Genomic DNA, 19,345 nt, shown 5'->3' with positions numbered 1-19,345 from the left:
GGTCACTGCTGCCGGGGTAATACCCGGCAGCGGAATGTGCTAACTCCGACGGGAGCAAATCCGTGAAAGACTTATTAAAGTTTCTGAAAGCGCAAACTAAAACCGAAGAGTTTGATGCGATCAAAATTGCTCTGGCTTCGCCAGACATGATCCGTTCATGGTCTTTCGGTGAAGTTAAAAAGCCGGAAACCATCAACTACCGTACGTTCAAGCCTGAGCGTGACGGCCTTTTCTGCGCCCGTATCTTCGGGCCGGTAAAAGATTACGAGTGCCTGTGCGGTAAGTACAAGCGCCTGAAACACCGTGGTGTGATCTGTGAGAAGTGCGGCGTTGAAGTGACCCAAACTAAAGTACGCCGTGAGCGTATGGGCCACATCGAGCTGGCGTCCCCGACTGCTCACATCTGGTTCCTGAAATCTCTGCCGTCTCGTATCGGCCTGCTGCTCGATATGCCGCTGCGCGATATCGAACGCGTGCTGTACTTCGAATCCTATGTGGTTATCGAAGGCGGTATGACCAATCTGGAACGCCAGCAGATCCTGACTGAAGAACAGTATCTGGACGCGCTGGAAGAGTTCGGTGACGAATTCGACGCGAAGATGGGTGCGGAAGCTATTCAGGCCCTGCTGAAGAGCATGGATCTGGAGCAAGAGTGTGAAACTCTGCGCGAAGAGCTGAACGAAACCAACTCCGAAACCAAGCGTAAAAAGCTGACCAAGCGTATCAAACTGCTGGAAGCGTTCGTTCAGTCTGGTAACAAACCAGAGTGGATGATCCTGACCGTTCTGCCGGTTCTGCCGCCAGATCTGCGTCCGCTGGTTCCGCTGGATGGTGGTCGTTTCGCAACGTCGGATCTAAACGATCTGTATCGTCGCGTGATCAACCGTAACAACCGTCTGAAACGTCTGCTGGATCTGGCTGCGCCGGACATCATCGTACGTAACGAAAAACGTATGTTGCAGGAAGCGGTTGACGCCCTGCTGGATAACGGTCGTCGCGGTCGTGCGATCACCGGTTCTAACAAACGTCCTCTGAAATCTTTGGCCGACATGATCAAAGGTAAACAGGGTCGTTTCCGTCAGAACCTGCTCGGTAAGCGTGTTGACTACTCCGGTCGTTCTGTTATTACCGTAGGTCCATACCTGCGTCTGCATCAGTGCGGTCTGCCGAAGAAAATGGCGCTGGAGCTGTTCAAACCGTTCATCTACGGCAAGCTGGAACTGCGTGGCCTCGCCACCACCATCAAAGCCGCGAAGAAAATGGTTGAGCGTGAAGAAGCTGTCGTTTGGGATATCCTGGACGAAGTTATCCGCGAACACCCGGTACTGCTGAACCGTGCGCCAACACTGCACCGTTTGGGTATCCAGGCATTTGAACCGGTACTGATCGAAGGTAAAGCTATCCAGCTGCACCCGCTGGTTTGTGCGGCATATAACGCCGACTTCGATGGTGACCAGATGGCTGTTCACGTACCGCTGACGCTGGAAGCCCAGCTGGAAGCGCGTGCGCTGATGATGTCTACCAACAACATCCTGTCCCCGGCGAACGGCGAACCTATCATCGTTCCGTCTCAGGACGTTGTATTGGGTCTGTACTACATGACCCGTGACTGTGTTAACGCCAAAGGCGAAGGCATGGTGCTGACTGGCCCGAAAGAAGCTGAGCGTATTTATCGCGCTGGCCTGGCCTCTCTGCATGCGCGCGTTAAAGTGCGTATCACCGAATACGAAAAAGATGCTAACGGCGAATTCGTGGCGAAAACCAGCCTGAAAGACACGACCATCGGCCGTGCCATTCTGTGGATGATCGTACCGAAAGGTCTGCCTTTCTCCATCGTCAACCAGGCGCTGGGTAAGAAAGCCATCTCTAAAATGCTGAACACCTGCTACCGTATTCTGGGCCTGAAACCGACCGTTATTTTTGCGGACCAGACGATGTACACCGGCTTTGCTTATGCAGCGCGTTCAGGTGCATCCGTTGGTATCGACGATATGGTTATCCCGGAGAAGAAACACGAGATCATCTCCGAAGCGGAAGCCGAAGTTGCTGAGATCCAGGAACAGTTCCAGTCTGGTCTGGTAACAGCGGGCGAACGCTATAACAAAGTTATCGATATCTGGGCTGCGGCGAACGATCGTGTATCCAAGGCGATGATGGATAACCTACAGACCGAAACCGTGATTAACCGTGACGGTCAGGAAGAGCAGCAGGTTTCCTTCAACAGCATCTACATGATGGCCGACTCCGGTGCGCGTGGTTCTGCGGCACAGATTCGTCAGCTTGCTGGTATGCGTGGTCTGATGGCGAAGCCAGATGGCTCCATCATCGAAACGCCAATCACCGCGAACTTCCGTGAAGGTCTGAACGTACTCCAGTACTTCATCTCCACTCACGGTGCGCGTAAAGGTCTGGCGGATACCGCACTGAAAACAGCGAACTCCGGTTACCTGACTCGTCGTCTGGTTGACGTTGCGCAGGATCTGGTGGTGACTGAAGACGACTGCGGCACTCACGAAGGTATCCTGATGACTCCGGTTATCGAGGGTGGCGACGTTAAAGAGCCGCTGCGCGATCGCGTACTGGGTCGTGTGACTGCTGAAGACGTACTGAAGCCGGGCACCGCAGATATTCTGGTTCCGCGCAACACGCTGCTGCACGAACAGTGGTGTGACCTGCTGGAAGAGAACTCTGTTGACGCCGTTAAAGTGCGTTCCGTTGTATCCTGTGACACCGACTTTGGTGTATGTGCGCACTGCTACGGTCGTGACCTGGCGCGTGGCCACATCATCAACAAAGGTGAAGCTATCGGCGTTATCGCGGCACAGTCCATCGGTGAGCCGGGTACACAGCTGACGATGCGTACGTTCCACATCGGTGGTGCGGCATCTCGTGCGGCTGCTGAATCCAGCATCCAGGTGAAAAACAAAGGTAGCATCCGTCTGAGCAATGCGAAGTCGGTTGTGAACTCCAGCGGTAAACTGGTTATCACCTCCCGTAACACCGAGCTGAAACTGATCGACGAATTTGGTCGTACCAAAGAGAGCTATAAAGTGCCTTACGGCTCTGTTATGGCGAAAGGTGATGGCGAGCAGGTTGCCGGCGGCGAAACCGTTGCAAACTGGGACCCGCACACCATGCCGGTTATCACCGAAGTAAGTGGTTTCGTCCGCTTTACTGACATGATCGACGGCCAGACCATTACTCGTCAGACTGACGAGCTGACCGGTCTGTCTTCTCTGGTGGTTCTGGATTCCGCAGAGCGTACTACGGGTGGTAAAGACCTGCGTCCGGCGCTGAAAATCGTTGATGCTCAGGGTAACGACGTTCTGATCCCTGGCACCGATATGCCTGCGCAGTACTTCCTGCCGGGTAAAGCGATTGTTCAGCTGGAAGATGGCGTACAGATCAGTTCTGGTGACACCCTGGCGCGTGTTCCGCAGGAATCCGGCGGTACCAAGGATATTACCGGTGGTCTGCCGCGCGTTGCTGACCTGTTCGAAGCGCGTCGTCCGAAAGAGCCGGCAATCCTGGCTGAAATCAGCGGCATCATTTCCTTCGGTAAAGAAACCAAAGGTAAACGTCGTCTGGTTATCACCCCGGTAGACGGTAGCGAGCCGTACGAAGAGATGATTCCGAAATGGCGTCAGCTCAACGTGTTCGAAGGTGAACGTGTAGAACGTGGTGACGTGGTTTCCGATGGCCCGGAAGCGCCGCACGACATTCTGCGTCTGCGTGGTGTTCATGCTGTTACTCGTTACATCGTTAACGAAGTACAGGACGTATACCGTTTGCAGGGCGTTAAGATTAACGATAAACACATCGAAGTTATCGTTCGTCAGATGCTGCGTAAAGCCACCATCGAAAACGCAGGTAGCTCCGACTTCCTGGAAGGCGAGCAGGTTGAATACTCCCGCGTCAAGATCGCTAACCGCGACCTGGAAGCGAACGGCAAAGTGGGTGCAACGTTCTCCCGCGATCTGCTGGGTATCACCAAAGCGTCTCTGGCAACCGAGTCCTTCATCTCTGCGGCATCGTTCCAGGAGACCACGCGTGTCCTGACCGAAGCAGCCGTTGCGGGTAAACGCGACGAACTGCGTGGCCTGAAAGAGAACGTTATCGTGGGTCGTCTGATCCCGGCAGGTACCGGTTATGCGTACCACCAGGATCGTATGCGCCGCCGTGCTGCGGGTGAACTCCCGGCTGCACCGCAGGTGACTGCTGAAGATGCGTCTGCCAGCCTGGCAGAACTGCTGAACGCAGGCCTGGGCGGTTCTGATAACGATTAATCGTTGCTGACCATAATAAAAAACCCGCTTCGGCGGGTTTTTTTATGCCTGATGGCGCTTTGCTTATCAGGCCTACGGACACGGGGTGGACTTGTAGGCCGCCTGATGGCGCTTTGCTTATCAGGCCTACGGATTACGGGGTGAACTTGTAGGCCGGATAAGGCGTAGCCGCCATCCGGCAACGGGTCTTAATTCACCAGCGGCAACCGACGATAAAGCTCAATCATATCGCCTGCCAAATCCTGAATAACCATCGCGTTCATCAGATGATCCTGGGAATGAACGGTGATCAGATTAACAGGCAGTTTTCCGGTTCCTTCATCAATCCCAATCAGCTTTGTCTGGATGCCGTGTGCCAGTTTGACAAACTCGCGCGACTCTTCCATCGCTTTCTCGGCGCCAGCAAAATCGCCTTTTCGCGCCAGTTGCAACGCGGTCAGTGCCGAACTACGGGCTGCGCCTGCGTTGACCAGCAGCTCCATGATGATCGTCTCTAACTCTTCCATGCTATTACTCCATGAGCTTGAGGGCTTTTTCCAGCACGGCATCGCCTTTCATCATGCCGTAATCCATCATGTCGATAACCGCGACCTTTTTACCTAAGGGGTCGGCAAGCGCCTGTAATTTCGCCTGTTCATACTTGACCTGAGGGCCAAGCAAAACAATATCCGCAGTGGCGATGTTTTCTTTAAATTCAGCCACCGGAACAGCTTTGATACTGACTTCAACCCCTTTCTTCTGAGCGGCGTCTTTCATCCGTTGCACCAGCATGCTGGTGGACATCCCGGCGGCACAGCATAAAACGATATTCTTCATAATCGGCTCTCACGGTTCCCTTGGTTCTTCATCTTTAGCCTGTGGCCGGGGGGAGAACAACCGTCTTAAAGTGAATGTGTGTAAAACATCACACAAAAACTGAAACCGGTTGCAGTAATCCGATGGGGTCTGCAAAGACCGTCTGACCAGATGTGAAGGCAGGGCGAAATGAGGAAGGAATTTTTCGCCCTGGTCAGCGTCCGCTGCCGACCACGACAACATAAAAAAACGGGAGCCTGACGACAATCTCCCGTTTTTTGTATTACGCACCGGCGCGCAAAAAAATTACGCCGTGTCACGTTCGTGCATTATGTTTGCGAAGCTCGCCCCAGATAACTATCCCAGTCTTTCCAGACGGGCTGTAACCCCTGTGCGGTCAGTGCATTAGCAACGGCTTCTGGTCGGCGATCGTCATGAGGAGAAAATTGCTCCAGCTCGGGATGATTATCGGCATAGCCGCCTGGCTGCGTTTTTGAAAATGCGCTGACGTTATTAATCGCCAAAGGAATAACGTGATCGCGAAACCACGGCGATTCGCGCGTTGAGAGCGACAGCTCAATCTCTGGCGCCAGCAGACGAAATGCGCAAATGGTTTGCACCAACTGGCGCTCATCCATGATGGAGGCGGGTTCGACGCCGCCAGTACACGGGCGCAGGCGAGGGAAGGAGATAGAGTAGCGGCTCTGCCAGTAATGCTTCTGCATCCAGAGCAGATGCTCGGCTACCATGTAGCAGTCCACACGCCAGCTATCAGACAGCCCAATCAACGCGCCGAGACCAATTTTGTCGATACCTGCCCGACCCAGCCTGTCCGGGGTTTCCAGCCGCCAGAAGAAATCCTGCTTTTTCCCTTTCAGATGGTGCTGTGCGTAAATCGCCTCATGGTAGGTCTCCTGGTAGACCATCACGCCGTCAAGCCCCAGCGTTTTTAACTCGCTATACTCTTCTTCCGCCAGCGGCTGCACTTCCATCTGGAGTGAAGAAAACTGGCGACGGATAGTGGGCAAATGACGACGAAAATAGTCCATGCCGACTTTGGCCTGGTGCTCGCCAGTGACCAGCAGGAGATGCTCAAAACCCAGCTCGCGAATCGCCTCACATTCACGGCCTATTTCTGTTTCATCCAGCGTCTTGCGCTTAATGCGGTTACTCATTGAAAAGCCGCAGTAAGTGCAGTCGTTGGCGCACAGATTAGAGAGATACAGCGGCACATAAAAGCTGACGGTATTGCCAAAGCGCTGACGGGTAAGGCGCTGCGCACGTTGGGCCAACGGCTCCAGATAGTCGCTGGCGGCGGGTGAAAGCAGCGCCATCATGTCGTCGCGACTAAGTTGCGTGGCGTTAAGCGCCCGTTCCACATCGGCGGCGGTTTTACTGTTGATGCGCAGGCGAATATCGTCCCAGTCCAGCTGTTGCCAGCGGTCGGTGAACGTTTTCATGCCGAAGCCTCCAGAAATCCGGTGAGCGGGCTGGTGGCCTGAGCGTAACTGCTGCGCGTTCCGGGTACGGCCCGACGCGCCATAACTCCGGCTTCAACCGCCAGGCGAAAAGCCTGCGCCATCATCACCGGATCATCCGCTACCGCAATCGCCGTATTCACCAGTACCGCGTCGGCGCCCATTTCCAGCGCCTGTGTGGCGTGGCTGGGAACGCCGATACCGGCATCGACCACCACCGGAACGGTGGCCTGTTGGATGATGATCTCCAGCATCGCGCGCGTCTCCAGCCCCTGATTTGAACCAATAGGCGCACCGAGCGGCATGACGGCGGCGCAGCCAACCTCCTCAAGACGTTTGCACAACACCGGGTCGGCGCCGCAGTAGGGCAGCACGACGAATCCCTGTTTTACCAGCGCTTCTGCGGCTTTCAGCGTTTCGACAGGGTCCGGTAGCAGCCAGCGCGCGTCGGGGTGAATCTCCAGTTTCAGCCAGTGTGTGCCCAGGGCTTCCCGCGCCAGTTGCGCGGCGAAGATGGCTTCTTCCGCTGTTTTCGCACCGGAAGTATTGGGAAGCAGCGTTACCCCGGCATCAATAAGCGGCGCCAGAATCGCGTCATTGTGCTGGCGTAAATCCACGCGTTTCATCGCCAGCGTGACCAACTGGCTGCCGGAAGCGCGAATCGCCTCGACCATCAGCTGTGAAGAGGCAAATTTCCCCGTGCCGGTGAACAGATGTGAATCAAACGTTTTATCTGCAATACGTAACATATCAACCCCCTGCAATAACCTGAAAAAGCAGGATCTGGTCGCCTTCCTGCACGATTTGCTGTTCCCACTGTTCACGCGGCAGGATCTGTTGATTCAGCGCCAGCGCCGCCCCTGGTTTCAGTTGGTTAAGCTGAGTGAGCAGATCGATAACGGACAGGCCGTCAGCGCACTGCATAGGTTCATCATTGAACTGAATCTGCATGACGCCCTCCGCATACCGGACAACCGCTGGCGCGATGCAATGCCAGACTGCGCCACTGGCTGGTTTTGGCATCGAATAACCGCAACTCGCCGCCGGGGATGTCCATCCCGCTCAGTAACTTGATGGCTTCCAGCGCCTGCAATGTTCCCATCACGCCGACAACGGGGCCGACGATCCCTGCCGTGCGGCAGTTGCGTTCCGGTTCTTCATCATCCGGCCACAGGCAGCGGTAGCAGCCCTGTTCCCAGGGCGGCGTCAGCACCATCAACTGGCCGCCAAAGCCGACGGCGCTGGCGGTAATGAGTGGAGTATCCAGCGCGACGCAGGCGGCGTTGATCTCCTGACGGGTCGCCATGTTGTCGGTACAGTCGAGCACCACATCGGCGCGCTCAACCGCATGGCGGAGCGCATCGCCAGTGAGGCGCTGCTGTAACGCCAGCAGTTCAATATCCGGGTTCAGCCGTGCCAGCCGCTGCTTTGTCACCTGTGATTTAGGGCGGGCAATATCATCTGTGGTGAACAGGATTTGCCGTTGCAGATTGCTCAGATGCACTTCGTCATCGTCGGCTAAAACCAGCGTACCGATGCCAGCGCCCGCCAGATAGAGCGCCGCAGGGGAACCCAAACCGCCCAGCCCGACAATCAGAACCCGGCTGGCAAGCAATTTTTGCTGCCCTTCAATGGCGATATCGCCGAGCAAAATTTGTCGGCTGTAGCGCATAAAGTCGCGATCATTCATCGCCAGCCCCCGCGATTGCCAGTAACTGCGCCGTTGCTTCGCGCCAGTCTTCCGCCTGGGTAATGGCGCTGACGACGGCAATACTGCCCACACCGGTTTCCAGCACCGGCGAGGCGCGTTCGAGGCTGATCCCGCCGATGGCAACGGTGGGGTAATCGCCAAGACGTTCAATATGGCGCGCCAACTGCTCCAGTCCTTGCGGCGCGGACGGCATCTGTTTGGTTTGCGTCGGGAATACGTGGCCGAGTGCGATATAAGACGGTCTGGCCGCCAGCGCTATGTCGATTTCCATGTCATCGTGGGTGGAAACGCCTAAGCGCAGCCCGGCAGCCTGAATCGCCTTCAGGTCGGTGGTTTCCAGATCTTCCTGACCGAGATGCACCCCGTAAGCGTTGTGCTTGATCGCCAGTCGCCAGTAGTCATTGATGAACAGGCGGGCATTGTAGCGGCGGCCCAGCGAGATAGCGGCTGATACGTCGTCCTCCACCTCTTCGTCGCGCTTGTCTTTGATACGTAGCTGGAGGGTGCGGACACCCGCTTCCAGCAAGCGTTCGATCCATTGCACGCTATCAACGACCGGATAAAGCCCCAGGCGGAAAGGCACCGCCGGGAAATCGGGCTGATACATTATGCTTCCTCCTTCCTGAGATAGATTTCACCGCCTTTGGCGTGGAAGTTTTCTGACATATCCGCCATTCCTACCTCGATGGTCTGCGCCGCCGCGTAGTCGCGGACTTCCTGGCTGATCTTCATTGAACAGAATTTGGGGCCGCACATGGAGCAGAAGTGCGCCACTTTACCGGACTCCTGCGGCAGGGTTTCGTCGTGGTAGGCGTGGGCGGTGAACGGATCAAGCGCCAGGTTAAACTGGTCTTCCCAACGGAATTCAAAGCGGGCTTTCGACATGGCGTTATCGCGGATTTGCGCGCCAGGATGGCCTTTTGCCAGGTCGGCGGCATGCGCCGCGATTTTGTAGGTGATCAGCCCCTGTTTCACATCCTCTTTGTTCGGCAGGCCGAGGTGCTCTTTTGGCGTTACGTAGCAGAGCATGGCGCAGCCAAACCAGCCAATCATTGCCGCGCCAATACCGGAGGTGAAGTGGTCGTAGCCCGGCGCAATATCGGTGGTCAGTGGCCCTAAGGTGTAGAACGGCGCTTCGTGGCAGTGTTCCAGCTCTTCGGTCATGTTACGGCGGATCATCTGCATCGGTACGTGGCCAGGGCCTTCAATCATCACCTGCACGTCGTACTCCCAGGCAATTTTGGTCAGCTCGCCCAGCGTGTGCAGCTCGGCAAACTGTGCTTCGTCGTTCGCATCCTGAATCGATCCCGGACGCAGGCCGTCGCCCAGCGACAGCGAGACATCGTAAGCGGCGCAGATTTCGCAGATTTCGTGGAAGTGCTCGTAGAGGAAGTTTTCTTGATGGTGAGAGAGGCACCATTTCGCCATGATCGAACCGCCGCGCGAGACGATACCGGTCAGACGTTTTGCGGTCATTGGCACATAGCGCAGTAGCACGCCCGCGTGGATGGTGAAGTAGTCTACCCCTTGCTCGGCCTGCTCCAGCAGCGTGTCGCGGAAGGCTTCCCAGGTGAGATCTTCGGCGATCCCGTTTACTTTCTCCAGCGCCTGATAGATCGGCACGGTGCCGATCGGTACCGGGCTGTTACGCAGGATCCACTCGCGAGTTTCGTGAATATAGCGACCGGTTGAGAGGTCCATCACCGTATCTGCGCCCCAGCGCGTCGACCACACCAGTTTTTCCACCTCTTCTTCAATGGAGGAAGTGACCGCTGAGTTGCCGATATTGGCGTTGACCTTCACCAGGAAGTTGCGTCCGATGATCATCGGTTCGGATTCCGGGTGGTTGATGTTGGCCGGGATAATCGCGCGACCGGCGGCCACTTCGTCACGAACAAATTCCGGCGTGATGTTTTCCGGCAGGCGCGCGCCAAACCCAACGCCCGGATGCTGCTGGCGTAACACATCGCCGCGAATGCGCTCACGCCCCATGTTTTCACGAATAGCGATGAACTCCATTTCCGGGGTTACAATCCCCTGACGCGCATAATGCAGTTGCGTTACGCATTTGCCCGCTTTGGCGCGCTTCGGCGTGAGCAGCCCCGTAAAACGCAGCTCGTCCAGTCCATCATCGGCCAGACGTTCTTTGGTGTACGCCGAGCTACGGTCGGTCAATTCTTCGCTGTCTGTACGAGCCTCAATCCAGGGCTGACGTAGTTTTGCCAGACCCTGCTGAACGTTAATGGCGACATCAGGATCGCCATAGGGGCCAGAGGTGTCATAGACCGGGATGGCTTCGTTCTCTTCGTATTGCGGATTATCTTTGCTGCCGCCGATGAGCGTGGGGCTTAGCTGGATTTCACGCATCGGAATGCGGATGTCCGGTTGTGAGCCGGTAATATAAATACGTTTTGAGTTCGGAAAGGCGGTGCCTTCCAGGGTGTCGATAAAGTGTTGGGCCTGGGCGCGTTGTTCGCGGCGAGTCAATTTTGTTGCAGACATAGCTCATTCCAAAAAGTGAAGGACGTGGCTTGTCAGACGACGGATGGAGTAATGGATGCGCGTTGCCCGTACAGGCTGACGCATAAAGCAGTTTACTCTTGTTCCCTTCGCAGGTATTAGCCTGATCAGGTTCCGCGGATCCCGAATTAACGGTCTCAGCCTGTGTTTTCACACACGGCACTCCGACAAGATGTAACCCCGGCGACGGGGCAATGGATGTAAATTACTCGTTACTGATTCATAACTCAAGCAGGCCGTGCAATTCCGCTTTCATCCTGGGCATTAAGCGTTAGATTATTGTCGAAGGCCAGCAGGATGAGTTTATCTTCCAGCGTAAACCGCGCTTCCAGCGCTTCGCCGATGTCGGAGAGCACTTGCTGAAACTCCGCATAATTATCGTGATCGATCGCGTTCTCCAGGCTGGAGTCGTAATATTCCATGATCTGTTGAGTATTGGCTTCCAGCAATGAATGGAGGCGCGTTGCGGTCGAACGCGGGTTTCCCTCTTCCATTTCTCGGATAATGTGTTCATAAATACTGAAGTGTCCGGCGGAAAGGTAGTCGACCAGGCCCTGACAAAAATCATCCAGCGCTTTTTCATTCAGCCGCATGTACGATTCTTTGCCAGGCTTAATGCCAACCAGATTGTAGTAAGCCACGAGCAGGTGCTTACGTACATGTAGCCAGCGATCAACCAGTTTATTACTTCCTTCGACGTGTTCCGTCAGGCTTTCCAGCTGGTTTAGCATGATTGACTCCGCAAGTTTAGATTTAAAACTGCTCACCTGAAAAATGTAAATATAATGTTAACAACATGCCAGTGAAGCAAAGGTAGTGCAAGAGCTATGGATCGTATTATTGAAAAATTAGATCACGGTTGGTGGATCGTCAGTCACGAGCAAAAATTATGGTTGCCTCGTGGAGAATTGCCATATGGCGAAGCGACAAATTTCGATCTTGTGGGGCAGCGCGCACTCCTGATTGGCGAGTGGGAAGGGGAGCCTGTCTGGCTGGTGTTACAGCATCGTCGGCATGATATGGGGTCGGTACGGCAGATCATTGATCGGGACGTTGGCCTGTTTCAACTGGCGGGGCGGGGCGTGCAGCTGGCGGAATTTTACCGTTCGCACAAATTCTGCGGTTACTGCGGCCACCCCATGTACCCGAGCAAGACCGAATGGGCGATGCTGTGCAGCCACTGCCGCGAGCGTTACTATCCGCAGATTGCTCCCTGCATTATTGTCGCCATCCGGCGTGCCGATTCCATTTTACTGGCCCAGCATACGCGCCATCGTAACGGTGTTCATACGGTGCTGGCCGGGTTTGTGGAAGTGGGGGAGACCTTAGAGCAGGCGGTCGCGCGCGAGGTGATGGAAGAGAGCGGCATCAAAGTGAAAAATTTGCGTTACGTGACCTCACAGCCCTGGCCGTTCCCGCAATCGCTGATGACGGCGTTTATGGCGGAGTATGACAGCGGCGAGATTGTCATCGACCCGAAAGAGCTGCTGGAGGCGGGCTGGTATCGCTATGACGATCTTCCGTTATTGCCGCCGCCGGGCACGGTGGCGCGTCGTTTGATCGAAGATACTGTGGCAATGTGTCGGGCTGAGTATGAGTGATGGTACACTGGCACCCTGACGCAATGAAGGAACTGCAAAATGACCGAACTGAAGAACGATCGTTATCTGCGTGCGCTGCTGCGCCAGCCCGTTGATGTTACCCCGGTATGGATGATGCGCCAGGCAGGCCGCTATCTGCCGGAGTACAAAGCCACCCGCGCACAAGCAGGCGATTTTATGTCGCTGTGCAAAAATGCTGAGCTGGCGTGCGAAGTTACGCTACAACCGCTGCGGCGCTACCCGCTTGATGCGGCGATCCTCTTCTCGGACATTCTGACCATCCCGGATGCGATGGGGCTGGGACTCTATTTTGAGGCCGGGGAAGGCCCGCGCTTTACTTCGCCAGTCGCCTGTAAAGCGGATGTCGATAAGCTACCGATTCCTGACCCGGAAGACGAACTGGGCTACGTGATGAACGCGGTGCGTACGATTCGCCGCGAGTTGAAAGGTGACGTTCCGCTGATCGGTTTTTCCGGCAGCCCGTGGACGCTGGCGACTTACATGGTGGAAGGTGGCAGCAGCAAAGCCTTTACCGTCATCAAAAAAATGATGTATGCCGATCCGCAGGCGCTGCATGCGCTGCTCGATAAGCTGGCGAAAAGCGTCACTCTGTATCTCAACGCGCAGATTAAAGCGGGCGCGCAGTCGGTCATGATTTTCGACACCTGGGGCGGCGTGCTGACGGGGCGCGATTACCAGCAGTTCTCGCTGTATTACATGCATAAAATCGTTGATGGTCTGCTGCGGGAAAACGACGGTCGCCGTGTACCGGTCACGTTATTCACTAAAGGTGGCGGCCAGTGGCTGGAGGCGATGGCGGAAACCGGGTGTGATGCGTTAGGCCTCGACTGGACAACCGATATTGCCGACGCGCGCCGTCGCGTGGGCCATAAAGTGGCGCTACAGGGCAATATGGACCCGTCCATGCTCTATGCGCCACCGGCGCGCATTGAAGAGGAAGTGGCGACGATTCTCGCCGGATTCGGCCAGGGTGAAGGCCACGTCTTTAATCTTGGACACGGCATCCACCAGGATGTGCCGCCGGAGCACGCGGGCGCATTTGTTGATGCGGTACACCGCTTGTCCGAACAGTACCACCGCTAAGGAGTCATTATGGATCTCGCGTCGCTACGCGCTCAACAAATTGAACTCGCCTCGTCGGTGATCCGCGAGGATCGTCTTGATAACGATCCGCCGGATCTGATCGCCGGGGCGGATGTTGGGTTCGAGCAGGGCGGTGAAGTGACGCGAGCGGCGATGGTGCTGTTGACGTATCCAGCGCTTGAACTGGTGGAATACAAAGTGGCGCGTATCGCCACTACCATGCCGTATATCCCCGGCTTCCTCTCCTTTCGCGAGTATCCTGCGCTGTTGGCTGCGTGGGAACAGCTGTCGCAAAAACCGGATTTAGTCTTTGTCGATGGGCACGGTATCTCCCACCCGCGTCGTCTGGGGGTGGCAAGCCACTTTGGATTGATGATGGATGTACCCACCATTGGCGTAGCGAAAAAACGGCTGTGCGGCAAGTTTGAGCCACTTTCCGCCGAACCTGGCGCGCTGGCTCCGCTGATGGACAAAGGCGAGCAGTTAGCCTGGGTCTGGCGCAGTAAAGCGCGCTGTAACCCGCTGTTTATCGCGACCGGACATCGCGTGAGTACCGACAGCGCGTTGGCGTGGGTGCAGCGCTGTATGCAAGGCTACCGTCTGCCGGAACCGACGCGCTGGGCGGATGCGGTGGCATCAGAGCGTCCGGCGTTTGTGCGCTGGCAAGCAAATCACCGCTGATTCAGGTACACTGCGGCTCATTTCTGATTTCGAGAATTCAACATGTTACAAAACCCGATTCATCTGCGTCTGGAACGCCTGGAAAGCTGGCAGCACGTCACCTTTATGGCTTGTTTGTGCGAGCGTATGTATCCGAACTATGCCATGTTCTGTCAGCAGACGGGTTTTGGCGATGGGCAGGTGTACCGCCGAATCCTGGATCTCATCTGGGAAACGCTGACGGTGAAAGATGCAAAGGTCAATTTTGACAGCCAGCTGGAAAAGTTTGAGGAAGCGATTCCGGCTGCTGACGATTTTGATCTGTACGGCGTTTACCCGGCGATTGATGCCTGCGTTGCATTAAGCGAGTTAATGCATTCTCGTCTCAGTGGCGAAACGCTGGAACATGCCATTGAGGTCAGTAAGACATCCATTACCACGGTTGCGATGCTGGAAATGACTCAGGCTGGTCGAGAAATGACCGATGAAGAGCTCAAAGAAAACCCGGCTGTTGAACAGGAATGGGACATTCAGTGGGAAATATTCCGACTTTTGGCCGACTGCGAAGAACGCGATATTGAGCTGATAAAAGGGCTTCGGGCAGACCTGCGCGAGGCCGGTGAGAGCAATATCGGTATAAATTTTGAGCAATGACACCAGAAAACGTGATTTAACGCCTGATTTGTCGTGCCTGGAGGCTTCCCTTCCGCCCCCCGTCTGGTCTACATTTGGGGGGCGAAAAAAAGTGGCTATCGGTGCGTGTATGCAGGAGAGTGCTTTTCTGGCATTTCCGTCGCACTCGATGCTTAGCAAGCGATAAACACATTGTAAGGATAACTTATGAACAAGACTCAACTGATTGATGTAATTGCAGACAAAGCAGAACTGTCCAAAACCCAGGCTAAAGCTGCTCTGGAATCCACTCTGGCTGCTATTACTGAGTCTCTGAAAGAAGGCGATGCTGTACAACTGGTTGGTTTCGGTACCTTCAAAGTGAACCACCGCGCTGAGCGTACTGGCCGCAACCCGCAGACCGGTAAAGAAATCAAAATCGCTGCAGCGAATGTACCGGCGTTTGTTTCTGGTAAAGCACTGAAAGACGCAGTTAAGTAATTCGCGTGGCAGTGAACAGTTTTAATGAAGGGGCGCTCTCGCCCCTTTTGTCTGTCTGGCGTCGTATGCTGACGTTGGCAGGCGCGCTGTTGCTGTCCGCTTGTAGCCATAACACGACGCTTCCACCGTTTACGGCCAGCGGTTATGTTGACGACCAGGGTGCGGTACGCATCTGGCGTAAAGATTCCAGCGATGGCGTCCATCTGCTCTCGGTCTTTAGCCCGTGGCGTAACGGCAGCACCACAACCAGCGAATACCGCTGGCAGGGCGACATGCTCTCCCTGATTGAACTCAATATTTACAGCAAACCTTCTGAACATATTCGCGCACGCTTCGACGATCATGGCGAGCTCAGTTTTATGCAGCATGAAGTCGACGGGCAGAAGCAGCAGCTTTCCAGCGACCAGATCGCCTTATACCGCTATCGCGCCAATCAGATCCGCCAGACCAGTGACGCATTGCGTCAGGGACGCGTCGTGCTGCGTCAGGGACGCTGGCATGCAGACCGTACGGTAACTACCTGCGAAGGCGAAACGTTGAAACCAGACCTGGATGCGTGGGCTATCAGCCACATAGAGCGACGTCAGCAGCGTTCATCGATAGAGGTGAGTGTGGCATGGCTGGAGGCGCCTGATGGCTCTCAGCTGCTGCTGGTGGCCAATGAAGACTTCTGCCACTGGCAACCTATAGAGAAGACGTTCTGATGATTGCCGGATGGCGGCTTGCGTCTTATCCGGCCTACAGTTGTTCTCCATAGGCCGGATAAGAGGTGTCAGCGTTAGTTTTGCTCGCGTTCGATCGCGCGCCAGCCGATATCTTTGCGGCTAAAGCAGTTATCCCAGTGGATATCTGCCATCAGCGCGTAGGCACGCTGCTGTGCTTCGGCAACGGTATGGCCTAGCGCAGTGGCGCACAGTACGCGACCGCCGCTTGTAACGACCCGGTCATCTTCCGCCAGTTTGGTTCCGGCGTGGAATACCTTACCGTCCGCCACCTCTTCCAGCGGCAGACCGTGGATCACATCGCCTGTGCGGTAGTCGCCCGGATAACCGCCAGCCGCCATCACCACGCCGAGCGATGCGCGCTCATCCCACTCAGACGTTTTCTCGTCCAGCTTACCGTCGCAGGCAGCCAGACAAAGTTCAACCAGATCGGATTTCATACGCAGCATGATTGGCTGGGTTTCCGGGTCGCCAAAGCGGCAGTTGAATTCGATAACTTTCGGGTTGTCCTGTTTATCGATCATCAGCCCAGCGTACAGGAAGCCGGTATAAGTATTGCCTTCCGCCGCCATGCCTTTTACGGTTGGCCAAATGATGCGCTCCATCGTGCGCTGATGAACCTCGTCGGTCACCACCGGCGCCGGGGAGTAAGCGCCCATACCGCCGGTATTCAGCCCGGTATCGCCATCGCCGACGCGTTTGTGATCCTGGCTGGTGGCCATTGGCAACACATGCTCGCCATCGACCATCACGATGAAGCTCGCTTCTTCACCGTCGAGGAACTCTTCGATCACGATACGGTGTCCCGCGTCGCCAAACGCGTTACCTGCCAGCATGTCATGAACGGCGGCTTCGGCCTCGCTCAGCGTCATCGCCACAATCACGCCTTTCCCGGCAGCCAGTCCGTCGGCTTTAATGACGATCGGCGCGCCTTTCTCACGCAGGTAAGCCAGCGCGGGTTCGATCTCCGTGAAGTTCTGGTATTCCGCCGTCGGAATCTGGTGACGAGCGAGGAAATCCTTGGTGAAGGCTTTGGAGCCTTCCAGCTGTGCGGCGCCTTCGGTTGGGCCAAAGATTTTCAGGCCAGCGGCGCGGAAAGTATCCACCACGCCTTTCACCAGCGGCGCTTCCGGGCCGACGATGGTCAGATCGATCTTCTCGTTCTGGGCAAAGCTCAGCAGTGCCGGAATATCCGTGACGCCAATAGCGACGTTTTGCAGCGCCGGTTCCAGCGCTGTTCCGGCGTTACCTGGCGCGACATACACGGTTTCAACCTGCGGTGATTGCGCCGCTTTCCACGCCAGGGCGTGTTCGCGCCCGCCGTTGCCGATTACTAATACTTTCATTGTCTGCTCCGTGAATTAATGGCGGAAGTGACGCATGTCGGTGAAGATCATCGCGATGCCGTGTTCGTCAGCGGCGGCAATGACTTCATCATCACGGATGGAGCCACCGGGCTGGATCACGCAGCTCACGCCAACGGCGGCCGCAGCATCAATACCGTCGCGGAACGGGAAGAACGCGTCAGAGGCCATTGCGGAACCTTTTACTTCCAGTCCTTCATCGCCCGCTTTAATACCGGCGATCTTCGCGGAATAAACGCGGCTCATCTGGCCCGCGCCAATACCGATAGTCATATTCTCTTTCGCGTACACAATCGCGTTGGATTTCACAAACTTCGCTACTTTCCAGCAGAACAGCGCGTCACGCAGTTCCTGCTCGCTCGGCTGACGTTTGGTTACCACGCGCAGTTCGCCTGCCGTTACCATACCCAGGTCACGATCCTGAACCAGCAGGCCGCCGTTAACGCGTTTGAAGTCCAGGCCCGGCACACGCTGTGCCCACTGGCCACAGGTCAGTACGCGCACGTTCTGTTTGGCAGCGGTAATCTTCAGGGCGTCTTCAGATGCGGAAGGCGCAATGATCACTTCGACGAACTGACGGGAGATGATGGCCTGTGCCGTTTCGGCATCCAGTTCGCGGTTAAACGCGATGATGCCGCCGAATGCGGAGGTCGGGTCAGTCTTGTATGCGCGATCGTAGGCGTCGAGAATAGAAGTGCTTACCGCCACGCCACACGGGTTAGCGTGCTTCACGATGACGCAGGCGGGCTCGCTGAACTCTTTCACACACTCCAGCGCCGCGTCGGTATCGGCGATGTTGTTGTAGGAAAGCGCTTTGCCCTGTACCTGCTGCGCGGTCGCAACAGATGCTTCTTGCACATTCTCTTCTATATAGAAGGCTGCCTGCTGGTGGCTGTTTTCGCCGTAGCGCATATCCTGCTTCTTAATGAAGTTCAGATTCAGGGTACGCGGGAAGCGGCCAGCGGCCTCTTTGCTTTCACTGTGATATGCCGGAACCATGCTGCCGAAGTAGTTGGCAATCATGCTGTCGTAGGCGGCGGTGTGTTCGAAGGCTTTAATGGCGAGATCGAAGCGGGTATCAAGGGTCAGTGAACCGTCGTTGCTATCCATCTCTTTAATAATGGCGTCGTAGTCGCTGCTCTTTACAACGATAGCGACATCTTTATGGTTCTTGGCAGCGGAGCGCACCATGGTCGGGCCGCCGATATCAATGTTCTCTACGGCATCTTCCAGCGAGCAACCTTCACGAGCGACGGTCTGGGCGAATGGGTACAGGTTAACAACAACCATATCGATTGGCGCGATACCGTGTTGTTCCATAATTCCGTCATCCTGACCACGGCGACCGAGAATACCGCCGTGTACTTTCGGATGCAGGGTCTTCACGCGTCCATCCATCATTTCCGGGAAACCGGTGTAATCGGAAACTTCGGTCACCGGCAGACCTTTATCTGCTAACAGACGGGCAGTGCCCCCTGTAGACAGCAGCTCCACACCGCGTGCGGAAAGTGCCTGGGCGAATTCGACGATACCGGCCTTGTCAGAAACACTGAGCAGAGCGCGGCGGACTGGACGACGTTGTTGCATGGTAAATCCCCTGGATTTGACTATTACAGAGAGCGTTAGCTGAATTTTTCGTGAAAAACTCAGCTAACGCCCCTTACGGGGCATCCTTGTTTTGCGGTGGCATTGTAACGAAAACGTTTGCGCAACGCTCGCGAATTTTTCTTTTTCCATTCGATACCCTTTTATTCCTGTATTGAGCGCGTCTTTATTAAGGAGAGATTCAGGAAATGATCGCCAGGATTGTGGATAACTCTGTGTGTAAAAGGGTATAAGGCGGGGTTTTGCTGGGGAATGCAGCAGTCAGTCATTTTTCTGTCATTTTTCTATTGCGGCCTGCGGAGAACTCCCTATAATGCGCCTCCATCGACACGGCGGATGTGAATCACTTCACACAAACAGCCAGTTGATTAAAGAGAAAAATCCTG

Annotated in this window: 18 protein-coding genes and 1 riboswitch; of the genes, 7 read left to right on the top strand and 11 right to left on the bottom strand. The window is 55.6% G+C overall.

The features are described 5' to 3' along the window. The first annotated feature begins 62 nt into the window (after positions 1 to 62). A complete protein-coding gene (gene rpoC, locus OGV83_RS00840; protein WP_012133810.1) occupies positions 63 to 4,286 on the top strand; it encodes a DNA-directed RNA polymerase subunit beta' in 4,224 nt (1,407 codons plus the stop codon). Between the two features lie 188 nt (positions 4,287 to 4,474). Here rpoC and OGV83_RS00835 read toward each other — a convergent pair whose 3' ends face one another. The 9 genes from OGV83_RS00835 to OGV83_RS00795 form a co-directional block, all read right to left on the bottom strand. Further along, a complete protein-coding gene (locus tag OGV83_RS00835; RefSeq protein WP_012133809.1) occupies positions 4,475 to 4,792 on the bottom strand; it encodes a PTS lactose/cellobiose transporter subunit IIA in 318 nt (105 codons plus the stop codon). Positions 4,793 to 4,796: 4 nt separating this feature from the next. Next, positions 4,797 to 5,102 (bottom strand): PTS sugar transporter subunit IIB, encoded by a 306-nt coding sequence (locus OGV83_RS00830; protein ID WP_012133808.1) that lies wholly within the window; start codon positions 5,100 to 5,102, stop codon positions 4,797 to 4,799. A gap of 308 nt (positions 5,103 to 5,410) precedes the next feature. Then, on the bottom strand, positions 5,411 to 6,541 hold the full coding sequence (thiH, locus tag OGV83_RS00825; RefSeq protein WP_115609770.1) for a 2-iminoacetate synthase ThiH: 1,131 nt from the start codon (positions 6,539 to 6,541) through the stop codon (positions 5,411 to 5,413). Then, positions 6,538 to 7,308: a thiazole synthase gene (thiG, locus tag OGV83_RS00820; protein ID WP_012133805.1), complete on the bottom strand. Its 771-nt coding sequence runs from the start codon at positions 7,306 to 7,308 to the stop codon at positions 6,538 to 6,540. The genes thiH and thiG overlap by 4 nt, the downstream gene beginning before the upstream one ends. Position 7,309: 1 nt before the next feature. Next, positions 7,310 to 7,510, bottom strand: a complete 201-nt coding sequence (thiS, locus tag OGV83_RS00815; protein ID WP_012133804.1) for a sulfur carrier protein ThiS — start codon at positions 7,508 to 7,510, stop codon at positions 7,310 to 7,312. Continuing rightward, positions 7,491 to 8,249: a thiazole biosynthesis adenylyltransferase ThiF gene (thiF, locus tag OGV83_RS00810; RefSeq protein WP_012133803.1), complete on the bottom strand. Its 759-nt coding sequence runs from the start codon at positions 8,247 to 8,249 to the stop codon at positions 7,491 to 7,493. The genes thiS and thiF overlap by 20 nt, the downstream gene beginning before the upstream one ends. Then, positions 8,242 to 8,877: a thiamine phosphate synthase gene (gene thiE, locus OGV83_RS00805; protein WP_275165936.1), complete on the bottom strand. Its 636-nt coding sequence runs from the start codon at positions 8,875 to 8,877 to the stop codon at positions 8,242 to 8,244. The genes thiF and thiE overlap by 8 nt, the downstream gene beginning before the upstream one ends. After that, the gene (gene thiC / locus OGV83_RS00800; protein ID WP_286463024.1) at positions 8,877 to 10,772 is read right to left on the bottom strand and encodes a phosphomethylpyrimidine synthase ThiC; all 1,896 of its coding nucleotides are present in this window, start codon (positions 10,770 to 10,772) and stop codon (positions 8,877 to 8,879) included. Before thiC ends, thiE begins: the two co-directional genes overlap by 1 nt. Positions 10,773 to 10,857: 85 nt before the next feature. Next, positions 10,858 to 10,967: riboswitch (TPP riboswitch) on the bottom strand. Between the two features lie 50 nt (positions 10,968 to 11,017). Next, positions 11,018 to 11,521, bottom strand: a complete 504-nt coding sequence (locus OGV83_RS00795; protein WP_012133800.1) for an Rsd/AlgQ family anti-sigma factor — start codon at positions 11,519 to 11,521, stop codon at positions 11,018 to 11,020. A 96-nt stretch (positions 11,522 to 11,617) separates the two neighbouring features. On the opposite strand from OGV83_RS00795, the gene nudC reads away from it, so the two are divergent. The 6 genes from nudC to OGV83_RS00765 all read left to right on the top strand — a co-directional run bounded on the left by nudC (position 11,618) and on the right by OGV83_RS00765 (position 15,972). Continuing rightward, complete coding sequence (nudC, locus tag OGV83_RS00790) at positions 11,618 to 12,391, top strand: NAD(+) diphosphatase (protein ID WP_153258006.1); 774 nt, start codon at positions 11,618 to 11,620, stop codon at positions 12,389 to 12,391. Positions 12,392 to 12,430: 39 nt separating this feature from the next. Then, on the top strand, positions 12,431 to 13,495 hold the full coding sequence (hemE, locus tag OGV83_RS00785) for a uroporphyrinogen decarboxylase (RefSeq protein ID WP_012133798.1): 1,065 nt from the start codon (positions 12,431 to 12,433) through the stop codon (positions 13,493 to 13,495). Positions 13,496 to 13,504: 9 nt separating this feature from the next. Beyond that, entirely contained in the window at positions 13,505 to 14,176 is a 672-nt protein-coding gene (gene nfi, locus OGV83_RS00780) for a deoxyribonuclease V (RefSeq protein ID WP_012133797.1), read from the top strand. A gap of 42 nt (positions 14,177 to 14,218) precedes the next feature. Then, the gene (locus OGV83_RS00775; RefSeq protein WP_012133796.1) at positions 14,219 to 14,809 is read left to right on the top strand and encodes a YjaG family protein; all 591 of its coding nucleotides are present in this window, start codon (positions 14,219 to 14,221) and stop codon (positions 14,807 to 14,809) included. Positions 14,810 to 14,995: 186 nt separating this feature from the next. Then, positions 14,996 to 15,268 carry a nucleoid-associated protein HU-alpha gene (hupA, locus tag OGV83_RS00770; protein WP_001044509.1) on the top strand — a complete coding sequence of 91 codons (273 nt, stop codon included), beginning with the start codon at positions 14,996 to 14,998 and terminating at the stop codon, positions 15,266 to 15,268. An 11-nt stretch (positions 15,269 to 15,279) separates the two neighbouring features. Then, positions 15,280 to 15,972: a DUF1481 domain-containing protein gene (locus tag OGV83_RS00765; RefSeq protein ID WP_024130651.1), complete on the top strand. Its 693-nt coding sequence runs from the start codon at positions 15,280 to 15,282 to the stop codon at positions 15,970 to 15,972. A 74-nt stretch (positions 15,973 to 16,046) separates the two neighbouring features. Here OGV83_RS00765 and purD read toward each other — a convergent pair whose 3' ends face one another. Together purD and purH are read right to left on the bottom strand one after the other, a co-directional pair. Next, entirely contained in the window at positions 16,047 to 17,336 is a 1,290-nt protein-coding gene (purD, locus tag OGV83_RS00760) for a phosphoribosylamine--glycine ligase (protein WP_286463021.1), read from the bottom strand. 15 nt (positions 17,337 to 17,351) lie between these two features. Further along, complete coding sequence (purH, locus tag OGV83_RS00755) at positions 17,352 to 18,941, bottom strand: bifunctional phosphoribosylaminoimidazolecarboxamide formyltransferase/IMP cyclohydrolase (RefSeq protein ID WP_200074227.1); 1,590 nt, start codon at positions 18,939 to 18,941, stop codon at positions 17,352 to 17,354. Between the last annotated feature and the right edge of the window lie 404 nt (positions 18,942 to 19,345).

It is taken from the genome of Citrobacter sp. CK189 (assembly GCF_030333505.1).
GTDB lineage: Bacteria > Pseudomonadota > Gammaproteobacteria > Enterobacterales > Enterobacteriaceae > Citrobacter_B > Citrobacter_B koseri.
Note: the sequence above shows the minus strand (reverse complement) of the source record. Positions and strands in the feature narration are given on the sequence as shown.